Source organism: Pseudactinotalea sp. (assembly GCF_048594945.1).
Taxonomy (GTDB): domain Bacteria; phylum Actinomycetota; class Actinomycetes; order Actinomycetales; family Beutenbergiaceae; genus Pseudactinotalea.
This window is the reverse complement of record NZ_JBMDXJ010000233.1, coordinates 15,406-37,650: the sequence shown is the minus strand read 5'-3', so window position 1 is coordinate 37,650 and position 22,245 is coordinate 15,406. Positions and strand designations below refer to the sequence as shown.

The following is a 22,245-nucleotide window of genomic DNA, read 5'->3' as shown; positions in this document are numbered from 1 at the left end:
ATACCCCACCTGAGGGAGGTCGCCTGAAGGATCGGTGTACAGCACCGAGCCGCGCGACCGCCCGCCGTGCTGCACGTAATCCTTCATCGCGCTCAGGTACACGTACGACGTCACCAAGATGTCCCGCACCAGGAAGGTGCGGTTGATCGACCGGCGAGAGCCGCCGTCGGCACTGATGAGGTCGTCGTAGGAAGCCAGCCACTCGTGCACCTGCTCGAGCGCCTCGTCGATCGAGTCGGCGCTGCGCACCGGCCCCGCCTTCGCGCTCATCAGCACCTGGATGTCGCGCAGCAGGTCACCGGTGTTGTCGGGCGTACCTGAAGCCGCCCGCTCGGTCGCCTTCGCGACCAGCCCGACGGCGTCGCTCACCACGGCCTCGGCGGCCGCCGTGAACGCGGCTTCGTCGATCGGGTCCTGGGTGCGCGCTGCTGAGACGAAGCGGGCAGCGCGGGTCGCACCCACCTGGCCTGAGTTGAGAGCGGCGCCGCCCGGGCGGTACACGCCGTGCGCTCCCCCGGCCTCGCCCACCGGGAAGAACCCCGGCACGTTCGACTGCCACCACGCGTCCACGAGCAGGCCGCCGTTGTTGTGCTGGGCGCACACGTCGACCTCGAGGAGCTCCTTCTCCAGGTCCACGTACGGGTTCTTGCCGAGGTAGAACTGGTACGCGGGCTCGTTCATGTGCCGCAGCCGCTCGATCGGCGTGCCGAACAGGCAGCCGGCGCGCTCGAGGTACTCGTGCGCCTCGGGTGACAGAGCTGAAGGATCGAACTCCTCCTGCACCGGGTTGGACCTGAAGTCGAGGAAGACCCGACGCCCGCGCAATACCGTCTCGCGATAGACCAGCAGGTCGATGAGGCTGGACCCGTCACGTGCCTTGCGGATGTCGAAGGGCCACTGGTAGCCCTTCAGGAACACCATGCTCATCATGCGGCCGTAGTCACCGATCGCCTCGGTGAGGAACTCCCGCTCGTCGTTGCCGTCAGCGTCGGTGGAGATGAAGCGCGGGATCACCTGCATGTAGGTGCCCGAGACGTTCCAGCGCGGCTTGATCGACGCGAGCCCGAACTGCCACTCGGTGAGGTTCTTGCCGTGCACGCCCGCGCGGTAGGCGGCGCCGCTCGCGCCCCACTGACCGTTGGGGAACACGCGGGTCGCGTAGATGCCCGCAGGGCCGCCGGTCGCGTACACGATGTTGGTGCAGCGGAACAGCAGGTAGGGGCTCTGGTCCGAACCCGGCTTCACATCCGTACGGAACACGAGGAGACCAGCGATCCCCCCGCCGTCGGGCTCTCGAATGAGATCCACCACCCGGCACTCGTCATAGACCGGTGTGCCGTTGCGCGCGACCTTCTTCTCCAGCTGCGCGACCATCGAGCGCGAGGTGTACGGCCCCACCGAGGTGGCCCGGCGGCGCGGATCGTGGTCGGTCTTGTAGCCGATGAACTCGCCGTACCGGTTCTGCGGGAACGGCACCCCGAGGTCACACAGACGCAGGAATCCCCGCGCGGAGAGCGCGGCCTCGGCGAGCGCGTTGTCGCCGTCCATCGCCCCGCCCGAGAACAGCGTGTGTGCCATCTCGTGGACCGAGTCGTCGTCGCCGCCGGAGAGGGTGAGCTTGTAGTACGTCTGCTTGTCGCTGCCGGCGTTGCGCGAGGAGCCCGCGTTGATCTTGTCGGCGACCATGACCACGTCGGTCTGCCCGAACTCCCACAGTCGGTCCGCGGCGCAGTAGCCGGCCGATCCGGTGCCGACCACCACGGTGTTCGCCGCGACCACCGGGATCGCGTGCCCGGCGATGGTGACGGTGGGCGCCTCCGACGGATCGCCGAGCACCACCTTGTCCGTCTGCTCCAGGTGCGCGGGCTCGAGCCCGGGGTTGGTCTCGTCGTCGAGGGGCGTGGTCACGGTGCGCTCCTACAGGGTCGGGATCTGCATGCCGCCGCCGACGGTGATCACGTCACCGGTCGAGTACGGCATCTTCTTGGCGGCGAGCTGGACGACGGCGCCCGCCACGTCGGCGGGTGTACCCCACCTGGGCATGGGGGCAAGGCCGTTGGCGAACTGCGCGTCGTACTTGGCCTGCACGCCGGCGGTCATGTCGGTGGCGATCACGCCGGGGCGCACCTCGTAGACGAGGATCCCCTCGGGGGCGAGGCGCACGGCCCAGAGCTGGGTCGCCATGCCGACGCCGGCCTTCGAGATGCAGTACTCGCCCCGGTTGGTGCTGACGGCTGTCGCCGAGACCGAGGACACGTTGATGATGGTGCCGACAGGCTGCGCAGGGAGGCCTTCGATCGATCCGCGCTGGGCGATCATCGCGTTGGCGACCCGCTGCGTGAGGAAGTACGGGCCGCGCAGGTTGATGTCCAGCACCCGGTCGAAGCTCTCCGCCTCGGCCTCGAGGATGTCCGCGCGCACACTGGGGGCGACGCCGGCGTTGTTCACCAGCAGGTCGATGCGGCCCCACTGCTCGAGCGCCGCGTCGACGTAGCGGGCGTGGTCCTCGAGCTCGGCCACCGAGCCGCGGACGTAGATCACCTCGCCCTTCTCGCGCAGGCCGGCGATGAGCGCGGTGGGCTCCTCGCGGGTGGCGAGGATCGCCACGGCGTATCCCTCCTCGAGCAGCGCCTCGGTGATGCCGAGGCCGATCCCGCGGTTTCCACCGGTGACAAGCGCGACAGGACGATCGCTGGGCACGGACAACTCCCTCGACTCGGGGGCGAACCACACAGACGGCGGCACGGCGGACTGGGCTCCATCCTGCCTCATCCAGACGCGATCGGCAAGCGCTTTCCGTAGCCATCGATGTCGGCGGTCGGCGCTAGACATGGTCGAAAGAACTCCCGATCAGATCTAGCATGTCTGTTCTAGGTTGATGTAGTGTTGGTGCATGGAGGCGGCGACGGCGAACGAGGGCTTGGTAGGCCTGCTGCGGCAGGTGCACCGAGCCTTCGTCGAGGCTGCCGAGGCGTTGCCGTCGCTGACGCAGCTGCCGGCGTCGGAGCTCCTCGAGGCCGCTGAGCTGGCCGCCGGGATCGCCCGGCTGTCGGATGCCGCGATGGCCCGCACCGTGGACGCGGTGGAGGACCAGTGCCGCCGCGCCGACCCTGAGGACTCCCTCGCGGCACGGCACGGTCTGCGCGATGGGGCGGCGCTGCTGATGACCCTGACCGGAGCCAGCCGACGCACGCTGACCCGGTGGCGGCAGGCCGGCGCGGCCACACTGCCGCGCGGTGTCGGTTCGACCGGCGTCCTCCCGCCGCTGCTGCCGCATGCCGCCCAAGCGCTCGCCGAGGGCTCCGTCGGCCTGGACCAGGTCCTGGTGATCCGCCAGCACCTGCTCGACGCATCCGCGCGAGCACACCCTGACGATCTCGATGCCGCCGAGCGGGCGCTCGTCGCATCGGCCAGCGGGCACGCGCACACCGACGAACACGGCGAGTGCGCCGGCGGCGAACCCTGCACGGGTGGACTCCCCCTGACGCCGGAGCTGCTGGGCGTGCAGGCACGCGTCTGGCGCGACGCCATCGACCCCGATGGTCCGGAGCCGTCATACGAGGCGCAGCGCGCCGCGCGCTCCTTCACGCTCGGCCGTCGCGCCGATGGCATGTGGGCGGGCACGCTCCTGCTACCGCCCGAGCAGGGCGAAGCACTGCGGCTGGCACTCGACGCGCACAACGCCCCCCGCACCCGCAGCAGGTACGAGGACGACGAGCCCAGCGGCTGCGACGACCACGCCAACGCCGCACCCGGCGCCGGACTCGCCCGGCGCGGCCACCTCGACGAACGCAGCACCGCGCAGCGCCAGGCCGACACCCTGGTCGGGCTCATCACTCGCGCCATGGAGCTCGCCGACGCGCCCCGGATCGGCGGTGACGCCGCCACCGTGATGGTCACGATCAGCGAAGCAGAGCTGGCCGAGCACACCCGGACCGGCGCCGGCGTCGCCCATCTGGCCAGCTCCGGCGAACCCGTGCCGGCGCACGTGGCGGCTCGAATCATGTGCGACGGGTACCTGCAAGCCTGCGTCATCGGTGAGGACGGTCTGCCGCTGAAGCTCGGTCGCACGAGGCGCGCGCATACGAAGCACCAACGCAAGGCGATCTTGACCGCATACCCCGGGGGCTGCCAGAACCCGGGCTGTGACGCACCGCCCGGGTTCACCGAGATCCACCACGCTATCTGGTGGTCCCACGGTGGCGCGACCGACTCTGACGGCGGCGTTCCGCTCTGCCAGCACTGTCACACCGAGGTCCACGCCGGTCGGCTTCGATGCGTGCGCGAGCCGGGCGGGCGCTGGGGCGTCGTGCCCGCGCTGCGACTTCGGAATCGGCTAGGGCTGACGGCTGCGTAGCGACCGTGGTCGCTACGCAGTCCAGGTCGGCAGCGTGAGCCGCGCGCGAAGGCCCGCCCATGGAGAGTCGGCGAGCGCGACGTCACCACCTTGCTCCCGCGCGAGCTCGCGCGCGATGGCGAGGCCGAGCCCGGAACCACCCGCATCCCGCTCACGCGCCTCCTCAAGCCGCACGAACCTCTCGAAGACGCGTTCGCGGTCGGCCTCGGGGACGCCACGGCCGTCGTCATCCACGGTCACCTCACCGTCGGCCACGCTCACGCGCACCCGGCCGCTCGCGTGTCGCTTCGCGTTGGCCACGAGATTGCGCAGCACCCGTCCCACAGCGGCACCATCTCCGACGGCGATGCCCTCGCCCTCGATCTCCACCTGCGGGGCTCCGCCATCCTCCTGTGCGACGCGCGCAGCGATCTCGGCGAGGTCGAGCACGTCGGTGCGCCGTGGGCGCGACCCCACCCGGGCGAGCAGCAGCAGGTCCTCCACGAGCGCTGCGATCCGCGTCACGTCAGCGCCGAGGTCAGCGACGAGCTCCTCAGGCGGATATGCCTCGGGGTGCCGTTCGGCCACCTCGAGCGCCGTGCGTAGTGAGGCGATCGGCGACCGCAGTTCGTGTGCGGCGTCGGCCACGAACGCCTGCTGCCGGTCCGCCGCACTGCGGGCGCTGCTGGCGGCGGCACGTTCGGCCACGGCCGCAGCATCCAGACGATCCAGCATCGTGTTGAGCGTGGTCGCGAGCGCGGCGAGCTCCCCGGTTGCCGGTACCGGCAGCGAGCCGCGCCCGCCGGTCTGGGCGACCTCCGCCGCCGCCACCCGTAGGTCCTCCACCGGCCGCAACGCGCGCCCGAGCACGAGCCACACCGCGAGCCCCACCCCGAGCACGAGCACGGGGACCACGCCGACCAGCAGCCACGCCAGTGTTCCTGCGGTGGCCGTCACGTCACCGAGCGGCACGGCGGCGACCACGAGCAGACCGTCGTCCCCGGCTGCCGCGGCGAGTCGTTCAGGCAGCTCCTCGGGCGCCACGAGCAGCATCGCTACGCGCGCCTGCCCCGCGTACGGGCTCGGAGCCGTGACGACGATCGGCTGCCTCGACCCCACCGTGCCGGCGTCGTCCACGACGTCCGACTCCACCACCGGCAGCGTCTGGGAGCCCGTGCTCGACGTCGCCACCACCCGCCCGCCGGGGTCCAGGATCTGCACCACCTCACCCGGTGCGACGACCGGCAGGCTGTCGGGCAGCCGGTCGGTCCGCACGAGATCGGCCACCGTGCTCACGCGTGCGGTCACCGCCTCGTCCAGCGCATCGACCCGCTGCCCGGTGACCAGTTGCACCAGCAGCACCGAGCCGGCAGCGAGCGCGAGCGCCAGCGCGCCGGCGGTCACCAGCGTCAGCCGCAGCCGCAGCGTGCGGCGCCGCGGCGTCCGGCTCATGTGGGCGCCGCGCCGGCCAGCCGGTAGCCAGCGCCGCGCACAGTCACGATGGCGTCGCGTCCGACCTTGCGCCGCAGGTAGCCGACGTACTGCTCCACCACGTTGACGTCCTCGCCGTCCCAGACGTGGTCGAGGAGCTCGAGCTTGCCGATGACCCGGCCGGGGTTGCGCATGAGGTACTCGAGCAGCGCGAACTCCCTGGTCGTCAGCACGACCGGTCGGTCCGCAACCGTGACGTCCCGCGTCGCAGGATCCAGCGTGAGCGCACCGACCGCCAGGGTCGCGGGCCGCGGCACCGCCGGTCGACGGACCATCGCCCGCAACCGGGCGAGCAGCACCACGAACGAGAACGGCTTGGTCAGGTAGTCGTCGGCGCCGACATCCAGACCGTCGGCGACGTCGTGCTCGCCGTCCTTCGCGGACAGCAGCAGCACCGGGGTCCAGATCTGCTCGGCACGCAGCGCGGTCACCACGTCGTAGCCGTTGCGCAGCGGCAGCATGATGTCGAGGACGACCGCGTCGTAATCGCCGAACCGCGCCATCTCGAGACCGCGCGCGCCGTCGTGCGCCAGGTCGACCGTGAAACCCTCGGCCTGCAGCCCGCGCGCGAGCGAGCGCGCCAACGTACGCTCGTCGTCGACCACGAGGACCCGCATGCCCTCAGCATCCCCCATGTGCGGACGGCCGGCGCGGACCTCTCAGCCTGCTCTCAGCGACACCGTCGAATACTCGTTCCCATGAACCGCACCCTCCTGCGCTGGACCGTCCCTGCGGCTGCCGCCGTCGCCGTCGTCGCCGCCGCGACGATCCCGACTCTGGCATCGGCAGACTCCGCCGACCTGCCCGAGGTCACCCCGGACGAGCTCGTGGCGGCGATCGCCGAGGCCGAGCCCGTCCCGATGTCAGGCTCCGCCGTCTACACGGCGCGACTGGGGCTCCCGGAGATCCCCACGGAGCTGACCGGCGGCGCCGACCCGCTCAACCTGCTGGCCGGTTCCAGCACGATCAGGACCTGGACGGATGCGGAGAGCCGGTCCCGGATCTCACTGCTCGGCAGCACGTCGGAGTACTCGGTGGTGACCAACGGCCCCGAGGCGTGGACGTACGCCTCCGGCAGCAACGAGGTCACGCACGTCACGCTCGGCCCGGACACCCAGCAGCGGCTGAGCGACGCCGAGGAGGAGCAGGCTGCCGCCCAGTCCGCCGGCACCGTGCCCACACCGCAGCAGCTCGCACAGGATGCGCTCGAGCGCGCCCGGGAGCACGCCGATGTGGCGATCGCCGATGCGACCGTCGTCGCCGGGCGTGACGCCTACCAGGTCGTCATCACGCCGACCGACGCCGGCACCCTCGTGGACAGGTTCGTGATCGCGGTCGACGGCGAGACGCTCACCCCGCTGTCGGTGCAGGTCTGGAGCGTCGAGGCGACCGACGCCCCAGCGGTGGAGCTCGCCTACACCGACGTCAGCTTCACCGCACCGAGTGACGCCGCACTGACGTTCTCGGTCCCCTCGGGCGCTGAGGTGCAGGAGAAGGTGCTCGAGATCGGTGACGCCCAGGGGCAGCACCACCCGGACGGGTTGCCGGAGGGCGTCACCGTCACGGGCGAGGGTTTCGCCACGATCGTGGAGCGCACCGACGTCGACGTCCAGGGTCTGCTCGCCGGAGACCCGGCCGCAGTGGCCGATGAGCTCGACGACTCGCCCCTCGGCGGCGGCCCGGGCGGAGACCTCATCGACGAGCTCGGCGGCCACGGCACCGACCTCGACGCCGCCGCGCTCTACGAGCAGCTGACCACCCCGGTCGACGGCGGCCGCCTCCTGTCCTCCGCCTTGCTCTCCGTCCTCATCACCGACGACGGCCGCGTGCTCGTCGGCGCCGTGCCCGGCGAGGCCTTGCTCGAGGCTGCCGGCCTGGCGTGACCGCGACCGCAACGCAGCACGACGACGCCCTCGGTGACGAGGGCGCCGTCGTGCGTACCGAGGGCTTGACGAAGCGATTCCGCAACGGCCAGGTCGCCGTCGACGGCATCGACCTGGAGGTCCCGCGCGGCGCCGTCTACGGCTTCCTCGGCCCCAACGGCTCGGGCAAGACGACCACGATCCGCATGGTGCTGGGTCTGGTGCAGGCGACCGCCGGGCGCGCCTGGTTGCTCGGGCAGTCGATGCCCGACGGCGGTGCGAAGGTTCTGCCTCGTGTCGGCGCCCTGGTCGAGGGGCCGGCTTTTCAGCCGTACCTGTCCGGCCGCGCGAATCTGGAGCGGCTCGACGCGGTGGACGCGAGCGCGCCACGGCTCACCTCGCGCAGCAGGATCGGGGAGGCGCTCGAACGCGTCGGGCTCGCGGCCGCCGCGCGCAAGCCGTACCGCCAGTACTCGCTCGGGATGAAGCAGCGGCTCGGGCTGGCGGCGGCGTTGCTGCGCCCGCGTGAGCTGCTCGTGCTCGACGAGCCCACCAACGGGCTCGATCCGCAAGGCACGCGCGAGGTCCGTCACCTGGTCCGGGAGCTGGCGGGCGAGGGCGCCACGGTGCTCGTGTCCTCGCACCTGCTCTCGGAGATCGACCAGGTGTGCACGCACGTGGGCGTCATGCGGCAGGGCAAGCTGCTCATGCAGGGTCCGCGCGAGACTCTGGGTGCCGACGACGCCGTGCAGGTGCTGGTCACCACCGAGCCGGATCGTCTCTCCGACGCCAGCGAGACCCTGGCACACCTCGGCGTGGTCTCCCCGGAGAGCGATGGCCGCGACACCGTCTCCGCACGCCTGGGATCCGTGCCGCTGGCCGACCTCGCGCCGGCGCTCGTGGCGGCGGGCATCCCGGTGCTCGGCATCGAGGTGCAGCGACCCACGCTGGAGGACCTGTTCGTCGAGCTGACCGGGCCGGGTTTCGATGTCTCGGGGTGAGGCACGAACGGCCTAAACCTAGCCTCCGCGCCGAGCCCTAGGCGTGCACTCCTCGGTCTCGGCGGTAGGCCTCGGTCTCGACGCCGAACGGGCTACAGAGTCCGCACCCGAGCGGTCACGTGGCGGGTTCGGCCGACTCCTGCGCAGCGAGCTGCGGCTGGTGCTCGGGCGCCGCCGTACCCAGCTCCTGGTGCTGCTGCTGGCGCTGGTCCCGGTGCTGGTCGGCACGGTGGTGCGGGTGACCCGAGACAGCGCGTACGCCGGACAAGGACCCGGCTTCATCGATCGGGTCAGCGGCAACGGGCTGTTTCTCGTGGTCACCGCGCTGTTCCTGTGCTTGCCGCTGCTGCTGCCGCTCGGCGTGAGCATCGCCGCCGCCGACGCCGTGGCCGGCGAGGCCTCGGCAGGCACCCTGCGCTACCTGCTCGTGGTCCCGGTGGGTCGCGGCCGGTTGCTGCTGGCCAAGGCGATCGCCGCGCTGACCCTGGTGGTGGTCGCCGTCGCGCTGGTCACGCTCGTTGCGCTGCTCACGGGCGGCATCTACTTCGGCTTCGGTGACCTCGATCTGCTCTCCGGTCAGACGGTCGGCGCGGGTGCGGGGCTGGCCCGGATGCTTGGCGTCGCGGCGTTCGTGGCGCTCTCGCTGACCGGCCTGCTCGCCGTCGGGCTGTTCTTCTCGACGCTCACCGAGGTCCCGATCGGCGTGATCGCCGCGACCGTGGTGGTCTCGATCGTCTCGAACGTGCTCGACTCGCTCCCCCAGCTCGCCGCGATCCACCCGTACCTGCTGACCCACCACTGGTTCGACTTCGCGGAGTTCCTCCGCGCCGAGGTGTCATGGTCGCTGCTGGCCCAGGGCATGGGGGTGCAGGCGGCCTGGGTCGTGATCTTCGGCTCGCTCGCCTGGGCGAGGTTCACGACGGCGGACATCACCTCGTAGCGGCTGGTGTGGTCTCAGCGGGAGAACAGCGTGGTCTCGAACGAGTACCGGCTCGCGCGATAGATGTGGTGACCGACCTCGACGACCCTACCGGCGTCGTCGTACGCCACACGATCGGCGGTGAGCAGCGCACTGCGGGCCGACTCCTCGAGCATCCGGGCCTCGGCCGCCGAGGCGGTGCGGGCGCCGATGCGCTGCTTGGCGACCGAGGGCTGACAGCCGCGCTCGCGCAGGCACTCGTACAGGCCGGTGCGTTCCAGATCCTCGCGTGCGGGCGCCAGCTCGGCCGGAAGCAGGTTGGTCAGGACCGCGATCGGGTCGTCCCCGGCCAGTCGTAACCGAGAGATCATGACGACGGCGGAGCCCGGCTCGATCTCGAGCTCCTCGGCCTCCTCGGCACTCGCCTCGCGCGGCTCCCACTCGAGCAGCCGGGTGGAGGGCCGCTGCCTGCTGCCCTCGAGGTCGTCGTAGAGGCTGGTCAGCCCGACCGGACGATGGATCTGTGTGGGTGCCACCTGTGTGCCGACCCCGCGGCGACGCACCAGCAGTCCCCGATCCACCAGGGACTTGAGCGCCTGCCGAGCCGTCGGCCGCGAGATGCCGAGGCGCTGCGCCAGCGCGATCTCGTTCTCCAGCGACGACCCGGGCGCCAAGGTGCCGCCCACGATCGCCGCCTCGATCGCTGACGCCAGCTGGTGATACAGCGGCACCGGACTGGTGCGGTCCAGGTCGACACGCATCGGTGCGTCCACGGTTTCCCCCTGAGATCGGTGCGGGTCCGGTGACAGGTTACCGCGTGGGGCCTGATTTGAAAGAATGTCCTGACATACTCTTGCGGTGTGGGTGCCCGACAGGGCAGGCTCGGTACGGATGCCACCGCAAGGCACGCAGAGGGAAGAGAGCTTCGCATGACCCAGATCGACGCCGATGCCGGCTTCGACGTACTCACCATGGGACGCAGCGGCGTCGACCTGTACCCGCTCCAGATCGACGTGGGCCTCGAGGACGTCACCTCGTTCGGCAAGTTCCTGGGCGGGAGCCCCACGAACGTGGCGGTGGCAGCTGCCCGGCACGGACGCTCGGCGGCCGTGGTCACCGGCGTGGGCGATGACCCGTTCGGGATCTACGTGCGTCGACAGATGCGCGAACTCGGGGTGGATGACCGGTTCGTCATCACCGACCCGAACTTGCACACCCCGATCACGTTCTGCGAGATCCACCCGCCGGACGACTTTCCGCTCTGGTTCTACCGCGAGCCCAGCGCACCCGACCTGCAGCTGACGCCCGAGCACCTGCGAGCGCATGCCGAGGCGGTCACGTCCGCGACGTTGTTCTGGGTGACCGTGACCGGACTGTCGGTGGAGCCCAGCAGGTCCGCGCACCGGGAGGCGCTCGAGATCCGCGGCAAGCGCACCCACACGGTGCTCGACCTCGACTACCGGCCCACCCTGTGGGAGAGCGAGGCAGCGGCACGCGAGGCTGTCGGCGAGATCCTGGGACAGGTGAGCGTCGCCGTCGGCAATCGCGAGGAGTGCGCGATGGCGATCGGCGAGACCGAGCCCGAGCGGGCGGCTGCGGCGCTGCTGGACGCCGGTGTGGAGGTCGCGATCGTCAAGATGGGGCCGCGCGGCGTCCTCGCCGCCACTGCCGACGAGCAGGTGGTGGTCGAAGCCAGCACGGTCGAGGTCCTCAACGGCCTCGGAGCAGGCGACGGATTCGGTGGTGCGCTGTGCCACGGCCTGCTGTCCGGCTGGGACCTGCACCGCATGGTCTCGTTCGCGAGTGCGGCCGGCGCGATCGTCGCCTCGCGGCTCGAGTGCTCCACCGCCATGCCCACGACGGCGGAGGTCGAGTCGTTGATGAGCGGGGTCGCCGTATGAGTGCGGCAGTGAGTGAGGACCGGAGCGAAGCGAGGACCGGAGCGAGCGTCGCTGCACGACCAACGGACATGAGTGCGGCGAGCATCGCGGCGCGACCGGAGCGCACGAACATCACCGAGATCCGCCGGGACCACCCAGGACTCGTGGCCGAGAGGCTGCGCAACCGGCCGCGGTTCCCGGGTTTCGCGGGCATCGACAAGCTGTTGGTGATCGCGGCGGATCACCCGGCGCGCGGCGCGCTCGCCGTGGGCGGCGACCCGCGCGCGATGGCGGACCGGCAGGACCTGCTCATTCGCATCCAGACGGCCCTCGGTCGCCCCGGCGTACACGGCTTCCTCGGCACAGCCGACCTCATCGAAGAGCTGGCCCTGCTCGGTGCGCTCGACCACAAGCTGGTGCTCGGCTCGATGAACCGGGGCGGCATCGCCGGCACCGAGTTCGAGCTCGACGACCGATTCACCGGCTACGACGCTCGCGGCGTGGCGGACGCGGGTCTCGACGGCGGCAAGATGCTGCTGCGCATCGACCCCGGCGACGCCGCGAGCGTGGCCACCATGCAGGCCTGCGCGCGTGCCGTGGACGAGCTCGCCGAGCGCGGGCTGATCGCGCTGGTGGAGCCCTTCTGGAGCACGCGCGTGGACGGGAAGGTGCGCAACGACCTCACGCCGGACGCCGTGATCCGGTCGATCACGATCGCCTCAGGGCTCGGGCGCACGTCCGCCTACACCTGGCTCAAGCTGCCCGCGGTTCCGGAGATGGAGCGCGTGCTCGCCGCGACCACGATGCCCACGCTGCTGCTGGGCGGCGAGGTGGGGCCGGGCGACCCGAGCGAGCAGCCCTGGCGCGCTGCCGCCGCCTCGCCGGCCGTGACGGGTCTGGCCGTGGGCCGCACGCTGCTGTACCCGCCTGATGGTGATGTCGGGGCTGCGGTGGACGAGGCGGTGGAACTTCTATGAGTGAGTACATCGTCCGCGCCGGCGCCGGCGTCATCACGGACGTCAGCCCCGAGTCTGCAGGCTGGGCCTACTCCGGTCTGCTCGTGCAGGATCTCGACGGCGGAGCCTCCGTGGTCGTCGAGCTCACCGGTGACGAGGGTGGGCTGCTGCCGCTTCGCGGCAACTGCACCGTGCATGTGACGCCACCGGGTGGCGAGACCGTGGGCGTAGCTGTGGCCGGCCGCGACGCCGTGTGGCACGGGCCGGTCGACTTCGTCTACCTGCCGCTGGGGAGCACGGTCGAGATCACGGCGGCCGAGTCGGGTGCACGGGTCGCGGTCACGCGCGCCCGAGCCGAGCGCACGCTGCCGGTGCAGGTGCTGCGCGCGGCGGACGTGCCGGTGGTGCTGCGTGGCGCCGGACCCTGCAGCCGACAGGTGCACAACTACACGATCGGTTCGCGGCTCGAGGTGGAGCGGATGCTGGTGTGCGAGGTCTACACCCCGGGTGGCAACACCTCGGGGTACCCGCCGCACAAGCACGATGTCCACAGCGAGAATGAGCGCGAGCTTGAGGAGCTCTACTACTTCGAGGTGGCCGACACCCCCGGTGGACCGGGGATGGCTTATCACCGCAACTACGGCACGCCCGAGCGGCCCATCGACGTGTTCGCCGAGGTGCGAACCGGAGATGTGGCGCTCGTGCCGCATGGCTACCACGGGCCGTCGATGACGCTGCCCGGAGTCGACCTGTACTACCTCAACGTGATGGCCGGGCCCGCCACCGACGGCGAGTGGCTGATGGTCGACGACCCGGCCTGGGCGTGGCTGCGCGAGTCCTGGGAGGGCCAGCCGATCGACCCCCGGCTGCCGTTCGGCGCGAAGGGAGCAGACGAATGACGATCCGGTTGACCGTGGGGCAGGCGCTGGTGCGGTTCCTCGCGCACCAGTGGACCGAGCGTGATGGCGTGAAGCAACGCATGTTCGCCGGCTGCTTCGGGATCTTCGGCCACGGCAACGTGGCGGGCTTCGGACAGGGGCTGCTGCAGTCCTTCACCGAGGCGCGCGAGGCCGGTGTGCCCGCGGGCGAGCGAGGTCCGGACGAGCTGCCGTACTACCTGGCACGCAACGAGCAGAACATGGTGCACGCGGCGGTGGGGTTCGGTCGGGCGTCGATGCGCACGCAGATGATGGCGTGCACCGCGTCGATCGGCCCCGGCTCCACCAACATGCTCACCGGTGCGGCGCTGGCCACGATCGACCACATCCCGGTGCTGCTGCTGCCCTCGGACGTGTTCGCGAACCGCGTGCCCGACCCGGTGCTGCAGCAGCTCGAGCTCCCCACCGGTCCGGACATCACGGTCAACGACGCGTTCCGCCCGGTGTCGCGCTACTTCGACCGGATCTGGCGGCCCGAGCAGCTGATCGCGAGCGCGCCGCAGGCGATGCGTGTGCTCGCCGACCCGGCCGAGACCGGTGCCGTGACCCTGGCCCTGCCGCAGGACGTGCAGGCGCAGGCGTTCGACTGGCCGGCGGAGTTCTTCGCCGACCGCGTCTGGCACATCGGCCGCCCGGTGCCACAGCCTGACGCCCTGGCCCGGGCGGTCGCGGCGATACGAGGCGCGAAGCGCCCGCTGCTGGTCGCCGGCGGCGGCACCGTGTACTCGGGGGCAAGCCAGTCGCTCACGGCGTTCGCCGATGCGACCGGGATCCCTGTTGCCGACACTCAGGCCGGCAAAGGCGCGCTGCGCTGGGACCACCCGGCTGCTGTCGGGGGCGTCGGCTCCACCGGGTCCAGCAGCGCGAATGCGCTGGCTGCGCAGGCGGACCTGGTCATCGGCGTCGGCACCCGCTACACCGACTTCACCACGGCGAGCCACACGGTGTTCGGACCGGACGTGCAGTTCGTCAACGTCAACGTGGCAGGCTTCGACGCCGCCAAGCACGGCGCGGAGATGGTGGTCGCCGATGCGCGCGAGGCGCTGACCGCACTGGCGAGCGAGCTCGCGAAGGCGAGCTACGCCGTCGAGCCGTCCTATGCGGACGAGATCACCGACCTTCGCGCGGCCGCGCGCCAGACCACCGACGAGTGCTACGGGATCCGTCACGAGCCGCTGCCCGCGCAGACGGCTGTGCTCGGCGTGCTCAACGAGGCCGTCACCGAGCACGATGTGCTCATCAACGCAGCCGGCTCCGCGCCCGGTGACCTGCAGCAGCTGTTCCGTGCCTCCGCGCCGGGGCAGTACCACCTCGAGTACGGCTACTCCTGCATGGGGTACGAGATCCCGGCGGCGATGGGCGTCAAGCTCGCCAGGCCCGACGCCGAGGTGTTCGCGCTCGTGGGCGATGGCGGCTACCAGATGGCACCGCAGGAGCTCGCGACGCTGGTGTCCGAGGGCATCAAGGTGACCGTGGTGCTCGTGCAGAACCACGGGTTCGCCTCGATCGGCTCCCTCTCGGAGTCCCGCGGATCGGAGAGGTTCGGCACCGCCTACCGCACCCGTAACCCGGAGACAGGACTGCTCGACGGCGGAGCGGACCCGGTCGATCTCGCCGCCAATGCGGCGAGCTTCGGGGCGAACGTGCTCACCCCCAGCGGGCTGGACGAGCTGCGTTCCGCGCTCGCCGAGGCACGTGAGTACGACCGCACCACCGTCGTCGTCATCGAGACCGACCTCACCGGACCCAACCCACCCGGCACGGCCTGGTGGGACGTGCCCGTGAGCGAGGTCTCCACGCTCGAATCCACCCAGCGCGCCCGTAGCGAGTACGAGCGCGACCGTACGAACCAGAGGTACTACCTGTGACTACCACCGCCCCTGAGACCACGCTGATCGGCCACTGGGTCGACGGCGCCCCCTCGCCTGTCGACGCCGCGCGCACCGCGCCGGTCTACAACCCGGCGACCGGCGGCGAGATCGCGCGCGTGGCGCTGGCCGATGCTGCGGAGATCGACGCCGCGGTCGCCTCCGCCGTGGCCGCGCAGCAGTCGTGGGGCGCGCTCTCGACCGGCAAGCGCGCCGCTGTGCTGTTCCGGTTCCGGGAGCTTCTCGCCGCGCACGCCGACGAGCTCGCCGGAGTGATCAGCCGCGAGCACGGCAAGGTGATCTCGGACGCGCGCGGTGAGGTGGCGCGTGGCCTGGAGGTCGTCGAGTACGCGTGCGGGCTGCCGCAGTTGTTGAAGGGTGAGCTGAGCGACGAGGCAGCCACCGGGATCGAGGTCTTCACCACCCGCGAGCCGCTCGGCGTGGTCGTGGGCATCACACCCTTCAACTTCCCCGCGATGGTGCCGCTGTGGATGTCGCCGATGGCGATCGCGACGGGCAACGCCTTCATCTTGAAGCCCTCGGAGCGGGATCCGTCAGCAGCGAACGTGCTGGCACAGCTGTGGCCGCAGGCCGGCCTTCCGGATGGTGTCTTCACCGTGCTTCACGGCGACAAGGACGCCGTGACCGCGCTGATCGAGCACGCCGACGTCGCGGCCGTCTCGTTCGTGGGCTCCACCCCGATCGCCCGCTACGTGCACGCCACCGCCAGTGCGGCCGGCAAGCGTGTGCAGGCGCTCGGCGGTGCGAAGAACCACGGTGTGATCCTCGCCGACGCGGACCTCGAGGATGCGGCCGACCACCTGACCGCGGCCGCCTACGGCTCCGCCGGGGAGCGCTGCATGGCTCTGTCGGTCGCTGTGGTGGCCGAGGAGGTCGCCGACGAGCTGGTGGCGCTGCTCGCCGAGCGCGCCCGCGCGGTCAGGGTCGCCCCGGGCGACCAGCCCGATGCCGACATGGGTCCGGTCATCACGGCGGCCGCGAAGGAGCGCATCGAGGGACTGATCGGCTCGGCCGAGCGCGAGGGCGCATCGCTCGTGGTGGACGGCCGCGGTCTGCAGGTCGATGGTCACGAGGAGGGCTTCTTCGTGGGTCCGACGCTCATCGACAACGTCGCTGTTGAGCACGAGGTGTACCGCGAGGAGGTGTTCGGCCCGGTGCTGGACATCGTGCGCGTGTCCGGGCTGGATGAGGCGATCGAGCTCGTCAACGCCAACCCCTACGGCAACGGCACGGCGATCTTCACCAGCTCCGGCGCCGCAGCGCGCGAGTACCGTCGCCGCGTTACGGTGGGCATGGTCGGCGTCAATGTGCCGATCCCGGTACCCGTCGCCTGGCACTCGTTCGGCGGCTGGAAGGACTCGCTGTTCGGCGACAGCCCGATCTACGGCCCCGAGGGCATCAACTTCTACACCCGCCCGAAGGTGACCACGCAGCGCTGGCCCGCCCGCAAGGTGGCCGCGTCCTTCCACTTCTCCGGCGACGGCGAGAAGTAGATGCCCGAACTCACCGCTGATTCGTCCACCTCGGTGCGGATCGCCGTCGTCGGCGCCGGGCGTATCGGTGCCGTGCACGCACGTACGATCCGGGACCATCCGCGGGCCGCGCTCGTGCTGATCGCGGATCCGGACGCCGCAGCCGCGGCCAGGCTCGCCGACACACTCGGCGCGGACTCAACCGACGATGCTGACGCGGCTCTGACCAGCGACGCGATCGACGCGGTGGTGGTCGCCTCCCCCACGCCGCTGCACGTGCCGCACACCCTCACCGCGGTGGGCGCCGGCTCGTCGGTGCTGATGGAGAAGCCGGTCGCGCTCGAGGTAGCCGCCGTGGATGCCTGCATCGAGGCGCTCGGCGATCGCGCCGACCAGGTGATGGTCGGCTTCAACCGGCGGTTCGATCCGAGCGTGGCCGAGGTGCGCGCGCGCGTGCGGGCCGGCGATATCGGCACGGTCGAGCAGGTAACGATCATCAGTCGCGATCCGGCGCCACCGCCGCCTGGATACCTGCAGGTCTCGGGTGGGATCTTCAAGGACATGACGATCCACGACTTCGACATGGCACGGCACCTGCTGGGTGACGTGGTCTCGGTCCATGCGTTCGGGCAGCACCTCGACCAGGAGGTGGACGATCTCTACGACGCCGCCACGCTCACGCTGACGAGCAGCACCGGCGCCGTGGCAGTGATCGTGAACTCGCGCCACAGCGTGGCCGGGTACGACCAGCGCATCGAGGTGTTCGGCAGCGCCGGCACGCTCGAGGTGGGCAACCAGCGGTCCACGTCGGTGCGGCTGCACGATGCGGGCGGCACCGAGCAGGCCGGCCCGTTCCTGCCGTTCTTCCTCGAGCGCTACCAGCGCGCCTATGCCGCCGAGCTGGACGCGTTCGTCGAGGCGGTGCGCACCGGGACGCCGCAGTCACCCTCGATCGCCGACGGGCGCGAGGCACTCGTGCTCGCCGAGGCCGCCGCGGAGTCCGCGCGGACCGGGACCACCATCACGCTCAACCAGGAGGTCGCATCATGAGGATCGCAGGCGCACCGATCAGCTGGGGCGTGTGCGAGGGGCCCGACTGGGGCTTCCAGCTCCAGCCGGACCGCGTGCTGCGCGAGATGCGCGAGGTCGGGCTGAGCGCGACCGAGTTCGGTCCGCAGGGCTGGTTGCCCGAGGCACCCGCCGACCGGGCGAGCGTGCTCGCCGAGGCCGGCCTTGCCGCCGTCGGCGCGTTCGTGCCCGTGCTGCTGCACGTGGCCGATCACGACCCGCTACCCGGTGTGGACGCCGAGCTCGACGCGTTCGACGCCGCCGGTGGCGACGTGCTCGTGCTCGCCGCCGCGACCGGCACCGATGGCTACGACGCCCGCCCGGAGCTGTCCTCCGACGAGTGGGCGCGGTTGCTGGGCAACCTCGACCGACTCGCCGAACATGCCCGCTCACGCGGCATCACCCCGAGCCTGCACCCGCACGTGGGCACGCTGGTGGAGACGTTCGCCGACGTGCAGCGGGTGCTCGACGGCACCGACGTGCCCCTCTGCCTCGACACCGGTCACCTGCAGATCGGCGGCACCGACCCGGCCGAGCTCGCCCGCGCGCACGCCGCCCGGATCAGCCACGTGCACGCCAAGGACGTCCGCGCGGACCTCGCCGCGAAGGTGCAGTCCGGCGAGCTCACGTACACCGACGCCGTGCGCGCCGGCATGTACGTGCCGCTCGGTGACGGCGACGTCGATCTGCCTGCGATCGCGTCCGCCCTCCAGGGCGTCGACTACGACGGCTGGTGGGTGCTGGAGCAGGACACCATCCTGGCCGGCGAGCCGGAAGGCGAAGGCCCGGTGGCAGACGTGCGGGACAGCCTCGCGCACCTCCGCGCGCTGTAGCGGGAACCCACCCGCCGAGCCGGCGACCGCGATAGAGCGACATCTCACGTTGTCCACGTGTGGCTAGCGACCCGGAGCGCGTTTGTGCTGGCAAGCGCGCCTTCCACCTGGAGCGCCAGCGCCATCAGGTCCTCGTCTCGCCCCCAACCGGACACGATCTGCACGCCCACGGGCATGCCGACTCCCAGACCTGTCGGCAAGCTGATCGCCGGCTGGCCTGTGATGTTGAAGGGGTAGGTGTACGGCGTCCAGGTGATCCAGGGCAGCCCAGCGTCGAGCTCGCCATGCTCGGGCACCTCGGCCTCGGCCGCGAGTGCCGTGATCGGCATGGTGGGCATGAGCAGTGCATCCCACTCGCTCAGCATCTGCGCCATCGATGCGTTGAATGCCCGACGACGGCCCATCGCCCGGTAGTAGTCGGCCAGGCTCCAGTCCCGCGCGAGCTCAGTGACGCGGACGAGTGCCGGATCCATCCGGTCACCCCACTCCGGGACCAGGTCCGCGAAGCCGAGTCCCCGGCCAGTCACCCACAACGCCTCGAACACCTCACGCGGCAGGGCAGCCGTGATGTCGACGTTCTCGAGGTCGGCGACGTCGGCTGCCACGATGGCGGCCAGCGCCGACTCCCATACCTGCGCGACCTCCGGGCTCGGCCCGATACCGAATGGCCGTGCCACCACGCCTACGCGGAACCTCGTCCCGCTGCTCGGCTGCGGTGGCCAGCTGTGGAAGGACTGCGGGTCTCGTGGGTCGGGCCCTCGGGTGATGCGGAGTGCGGCCAGTGCGTCGGCCACACTGCGGGTAAGCACACCGGCGTGCGAGAGGTTCTCGTTCACAGTCCCGGGCCAGACTGGGATCGCGCCGAGTGTCGGCTTCACTCCGACCACGCCGCAGAACGAGGCCGGGATACGCACGGAACCACCGGCGTCGGTTCCTGTTGCAATCGGTACCGCGCCGGTCGCTACGGTCGCCCCGGCGCCGGCGCTGCTCCCACCGGTGCCGCGGTCCGTGTCCCATGGGTTCCTGCTGATCCCGGTCCGTGGAGAAATGCCGGTGCCCTTCCAGCCGAACTCGGGCGTGGTGGTCGCTCCGACGATCACTGCCCCGGCCTCAAGCAGCCGTTCGACCATCGGGGCCGAGGTGGTCTGCGGCTCTTCGGTGGTCGTCCACGACCCCTTGAGCATCGGGGTGCCCTCGTAGGCCATGTTGTCCTTGATCGCCACCGGCACACCGTGGAGCGGTCCCCGGATTCGCCCGGCGCGCACCTCCTCATCACGCTCGGCCGCCTGCTCGCGCGCACGGTCCTGGTACAGCCGGGCGTACGCGTTGACATGAGGCTCAGCCGCCTCGGCGATGCTCAACGCCGTCTCGGCGAGGTCCAGCGCCGCCACCTCGCCCGCCGCAACGCGTGCACCGAGCTCGACGCCACCGCTGCTGAGGTACTCCTGGACTTCCATGCTCATCGTGCCCTCTCGGTCGATTCCGACGCACCGTCACGGATCTCGAGGCCGGCCCAGGCCGTGGCGAACCGTTCTGCCCACGGCCGCGGCACCGACGTGCTGACCTTGACGAATCGTTCGCCGAACAGTGGCGACTGGTAGGTGCCGGGACGGATGAAGACATTCCTCTCCAGCAGGGCCGCGCACACCTCCTCCGAGGACCAGCCGGTCACCGAGATGTCAACCGCGGTGAAGTTGCCGTGCGAGTGCGGCACCACGATCGAACCGAACCCGGTCCGCGCAACGGTGTCCTCGACGAGCCTGAGGTTCTCGCCGTTGACCTCGCGCAGGGTCGCCAGCCAGGGCTCGCGCACCCGCAGACCCGCGATCGCTGCGCGCTGTGCCGTGATCGACGACCCGAGCGGGTTGCCGGGAACCCGGGTGATCTCCTCCAACAGCTGCGGAGCGGCCACGATCGCACCGACACGGAGCCCGGCCAGCCCGAGCCACTTCGAGAAGCTGTAGGTCGTGACCGTCCGCTCCGGGTACAGGTCGGCGACCAAGGTGTGATCGGTGGCGAAGTGTCGATAGGTGCAGTCGTGCACGATCAGCACCTCACGCTCGCGCGCCAGCTCGACGAGCGCCTCCAGCTCGGCTCGCGTGTACCTCGAGCCGAGCGGGTTCAGCGGATCCACCAGGTACAGAAGCGAGCCCGTGACCAGGTGCTCGTCGAGCGCTCGCGCGGTCAGCTTGTGACCGACGGCCTCGTCGTAGATCGGCACGGTCGCCGTCGGGACACCCGCGATCGAGGCGAACCGCGTCGGCCACGGCCATCCTGGGTCGCCGGTCACCACGCGGCTCAGCCGCGGTGCGAGCGAGGTCACGACCTGGTGCAGACCATCGACCGCACCGTTGGTCACCCATGCCCGGGCGTCGGGCAGGCCGAGATCGTCCAGGATCAGCTCGCGCAGCTCCGAGAATCCCGGTGCAGGAGCATAGAGCTGGTACTCCTGCGCGGCGATGCTCGTGGTCAGTGCTTCGACCACCTCGGGCGGGAGCGGGAGATGGGTCGTGTTCTGCCCCATCCAGGCCAGGTCCCGCCGGGCCAGCAGGTCCTCGAACGAGGGGGCAGCGACCGCGCGACTGCCGGAGACAGCGCTCACAGGTGCCCCTCCTCACGAAGGCACTGGGCGAACTGGCTCACGGTTCGTCGTCGTTCTTCGACGCCGTTCGACGTCGGGAACACCGTCATCGAGTCGATACCCAGGTCCGCGAGCGTACGAATGTGCTCACGCACCTGCTGGCGGTCGCCGGCGAGTGCCATCCGCCGGACGAAGTCCTCGGGCAGCAGCGCCGCCGCGTCGGCCGCTTCCTGGAACTCGCCGCCGCCATAGGCCCCGCGGACCTGCTCGACGAGATCCTCCGAGAGGCCGGCGATCTTGCAGTAGACCGGCGCCGTCTGGGGGAACCATGCCGCGATGGTTCGTCCGGCGGCCAGTGCTGCCCGCTCGTCGTCGTCGATCGCGCCGTACCCGAACACGGAGATCCTCGGTCGGCTCGACCGCCCGGCAGCCTCGACACCCCGGTCGATGTGCTCGAGGGCGTAGCGCACGCCGTCGGGGTGCAGGCCCGCGAGAAGGATGACGCCATCGGCCACCCGACCCGCCAGCTCGAGCGTCTTGGGTCCCGATGCCGAGATCCAGACAGGGATGTCGGCACGTGGCGTGAAGCGCATGTGCGCGTCGGCCAGCTCGAACCCGGCATCGGACATGGTGACCGGCTGACCCGTCCAGAGCGCGCGCGCTGCCGCTACCGCGGCCTCGAGCGTCGCCAGCTTGGCCGGACGCAGTCCGAGCGCCTCGAGCGGGCGGTCCCCGGCGCCGATGCCGTACACGGCACGGCCGCCGGAGATCTCGTCGATCGTGGCGGCTGCCACCGCTCCCAGCGCCGGATGGCGTGTCACGGGATTGGTCACCGCTGTGCCGACCTGCAGGCGCTGGGTCGCCACGGCCGCCAGCGTCAGGTAGGAGTAGGCGTACCGGGAGTGGAGGGAGGAGTCGGTCAGCCACAGCTCGTGAAGGCCCTCTCTCTCGATGTCGCGGACGAACGAGTTGAAGGTCTCCGGGTCATAGACCGGTTGCAGGGCAACGCCACCATGCAT

The 22,245-nt window shown here is 70.9% G+C and carries 19 protein-coding genes; 11 read left to right on the top strand and 8 right to left on the bottom strand.

Annotated elements, in window-relative coordinates; genetic code table 11:
* On the bottom strand, window positions 1-1,908 hold a 1,908-nt coding region (locus ACOJSN_RS10105), incomplete at its 3' end, for an FAD-binding protein (RefSeq protein WP_420112368.1).
* Between the two features lie 9 nt (window positions 1,909-1,917).
* The gene (locus ACOJSN_RS10100) at window positions 1,918-2,700 is read right to left on the bottom strand and encodes a 3-ketoacyl-ACP reductase (protein WP_420112367.1); all 783 of its coding nucleotides are present in this window, start codon (window positions 2,698-2,700) and stop codon (window positions 1,918-1,920) included.
* A gap of 193 nt (window positions 2,701-2,893) precedes the next feature.
* On the opposite strand from ACOJSN_RS10100, the gene ACOJSN_RS10095 reads away from it, so the two are divergent.
* Window positions 2,894-4,357, top strand: coding sequence for a DUF222 domain-containing protein (locus ACOJSN_RS10095; RefSeq protein WP_420112366.1), 1,464 nt, complete (start codon window positions 2,894-2,896; stop codon window positions 4,355-4,357).
* A gap of 12 nt (window positions 4,358-4,369) precedes the next feature.
* Here ACOJSN_RS10095 and ACOJSN_RS10090 read toward each other — a convergent pair whose 3' ends face one another.
* Both ACOJSN_RS10090 and ACOJSN_RS10085 read right to left on the bottom strand, forming a co-directional pair.
* Window positions 4,370-5,788, bottom strand: coding sequence for a HAMP domain-containing sensor histidine kinase (locus ACOJSN_RS10090; protein WP_420112365.1), 1,419 nt, complete (start codon window positions 5,786-5,788; stop codon window positions 4,370-4,372).
* The gene (locus ACOJSN_RS10085; protein ID WP_420112364.1) at window positions 5,785-6,444 is read right to left on the bottom strand and encodes a response regulator transcription factor; all 660 of its coding nucleotides are present in this window, start codon (window positions 6,442-6,444) and stop codon (window positions 5,785-5,787) included. Before ACOJSN_RS10085 ends, ACOJSN_RS10090 begins: the two co-directional genes overlap by 4 nt.
* A gap of 81 nt (window positions 6,445-6,525) precedes the next feature.
* Between ACOJSN_RS10085 and ACOJSN_RS10080 the strand changes: the two genes are divergently transcribed.
* Genes ACOJSN_RS10080 through ACOJSN_RS10070 form a run of 3 tightly spaced genes read left to right on the top strand, consistent with a single transcriptional unit; the run spans window position 6,526 to window position 9,630 of the window.
* A complete protein-coding gene (locus ACOJSN_RS10080; protein WP_420112363.1) occupies window positions 6,526-7,710 on the top strand; it encodes a LolA family protein in 1,185 nt (394 codons plus the stop codon).
* The gene (locus ACOJSN_RS10075) at window positions 7,707-8,690 is read left to right on the top strand and encodes an ATP-binding cassette domain-containing protein (protein WP_420112362.1); all 984 of its coding nucleotides are present in this window, start codon (window positions 7,707-7,709) and stop codon (window positions 8,688-8,690) included. Before ACOJSN_RS10080 ends, ACOJSN_RS10075 begins: the two co-directional genes overlap by 4 nt.
* A 43-nt stretch (window positions 8,691-8,733) precedes the next feature.
* Window positions 8,734-9,630, top strand: coding sequence for an ABC transporter permease (locus ACOJSN_RS10070; RefSeq protein ID WP_420112361.1), 897 nt, complete (start codon window positions 8,734-8,736; stop codon window positions 9,628-9,630).
* Between the two features lie 14 nt (window positions 9,631-9,644).
* On the opposite strand, the gene ACOJSN_RS10065 is transcribed toward ACOJSN_RS10070, so the two are convergent.
* Entirely contained in the window at window positions 9,645-10,370 is a 726-nt protein-coding gene (locus ACOJSN_RS10065) for a GntR family transcriptional regulator (RefSeq protein ID WP_420112360.1), read from the bottom strand.
* Between the two features lie 168 nt (window positions 10,371-10,538).
* Between ACOJSN_RS10065 and iolC the strand changes: the two genes are divergently transcribed.
* The 7 genes from iolC (at window position 10,539) to ACOJSN_RS10030 (ending at window position 18,645) form a co-directional block, all read left to right on the top strand.
* Window positions 10,539-11,510: a 5-dehydro-2-deoxygluconokinase gene (gene iolC, locus ACOJSN_RS10060; protein WP_420112359.1), complete on the top strand. Its 972-nt coding sequence runs from the start codon at window positions 10,539-10,541 to the stop codon at window positions 11,508-11,510.
* Between the two features lie 68 nt (window positions 11,511-11,578).
* Entirely contained in the window at window positions 11,579-12,466 is an 888-nt protein-coding gene (locus tag ACOJSN_RS10055) for a Cgl0159 family (beta/alpha)8-fold protein (protein ID WP_420112358.1), read from the top strand.
* The gene (gene iolB / locus ACOJSN_RS10050) at window positions 12,463-13,344 is read left to right on the top strand and encodes a 5-deoxy-glucuronate isomerase (RefSeq protein WP_420112357.1); all 882 of its coding nucleotides are present in this window, start codon (window positions 12,463-12,465) and stop codon (window positions 13,342-13,344) included. Before ACOJSN_RS10055 ends, iolB begins: the two co-directional genes overlap by 4 nt.
* Window positions 13,341-15,251 (top strand): 3D-(3,5/4)-trihydroxycyclohexane-1,2-dione acylhydrolase (decyclizing), encoded by a 1,911-nt coding sequence (gene iolD / locus ACOJSN_RS10045; RefSeq protein ID WP_420112356.1) that lies wholly within the window; start codon window positions 13,341-13,343, stop codon window positions 15,249-15,251. Before iolB ends, iolD begins: the two co-directional genes overlap by 4 nt.
* On the top strand, window positions 15,248-16,765 hold the full coding sequence (locus ACOJSN_RS10040; RefSeq protein ID WP_420112355.1) for a CoA-acylating methylmalonate-semialdehyde dehydrogenase: 1,518 nt from the start codon (window positions 15,248-15,250) through the stop codon (window positions 16,763-16,765). The genes iolD and ACOJSN_RS10040 overlap by 4 nt, the downstream gene beginning before the upstream one ends.
* Window positions 16,766-17,794, top strand: a complete 1,029-nt coding sequence (locus tag ACOJSN_RS10035; protein ID WP_420112354.1) for a Gfo/Idh/MocA family oxidoreductase — start codon at window positions 16,766-16,768, stop codon at window positions 17,792-17,794.
* Window positions 17,791-18,645 carry a TIM barrel protein gene (locus ACOJSN_RS10030; RefSeq protein WP_420112353.1) on the top strand — a complete coding sequence of 285 codons (855 nt, stop codon included), beginning with the start codon at window positions 17,791-17,793 and terminating at the stop codon, window positions 18,643-18,645. Before ACOJSN_RS10035 ends, ACOJSN_RS10030 begins: the two co-directional genes overlap by 4 nt.
* Window positions 18,646-18,689: 44 nt before the next feature.
* Here the strand turns inward: ACOJSN_RS10030 and ACOJSN_RS10025 are convergent, their stop codons facing one another.
* The 3 genes from ACOJSN_RS10025 to ACOJSN_RS10015 are packed head-to-tail and all read right to left on the bottom strand — an operon-like array spanning window position 18,690 to window position 22,245.
* Complete coding sequence (locus tag ACOJSN_RS10025; protein ID WP_420112352.1) at window positions 18,690-20,108, bottom strand: amidase; 1,419 nt, start codon at window positions 20,106-20,108, stop codon at window positions 18,690-18,692.
* Window positions 20,105-21,247, bottom strand: a complete 1,143-nt coding sequence (locus ACOJSN_RS10020) for a pyridoxal phosphate-dependent aminotransferase (protein WP_420112351.1) — start codon at window positions 21,245-21,247, stop codon at window positions 20,105-20,107. The genes ACOJSN_RS10025 and ACOJSN_RS10020 overlap by 4 nt, the downstream gene beginning before the upstream one ends.
* Window positions 21,244-22,245 (bottom strand): LLM class flavin-dependent oxidoreductase, encoded by a 1,002-nt coding sequence (locus ACOJSN_RS10015; protein ID WP_420112350.1) that lies wholly within the window; start codon window positions 22,243-22,245, stop codon window positions 21,244-21,246. The genes ACOJSN_RS10020 and ACOJSN_RS10015 overlap by 4 nt, the downstream gene beginning before the upstream one ends.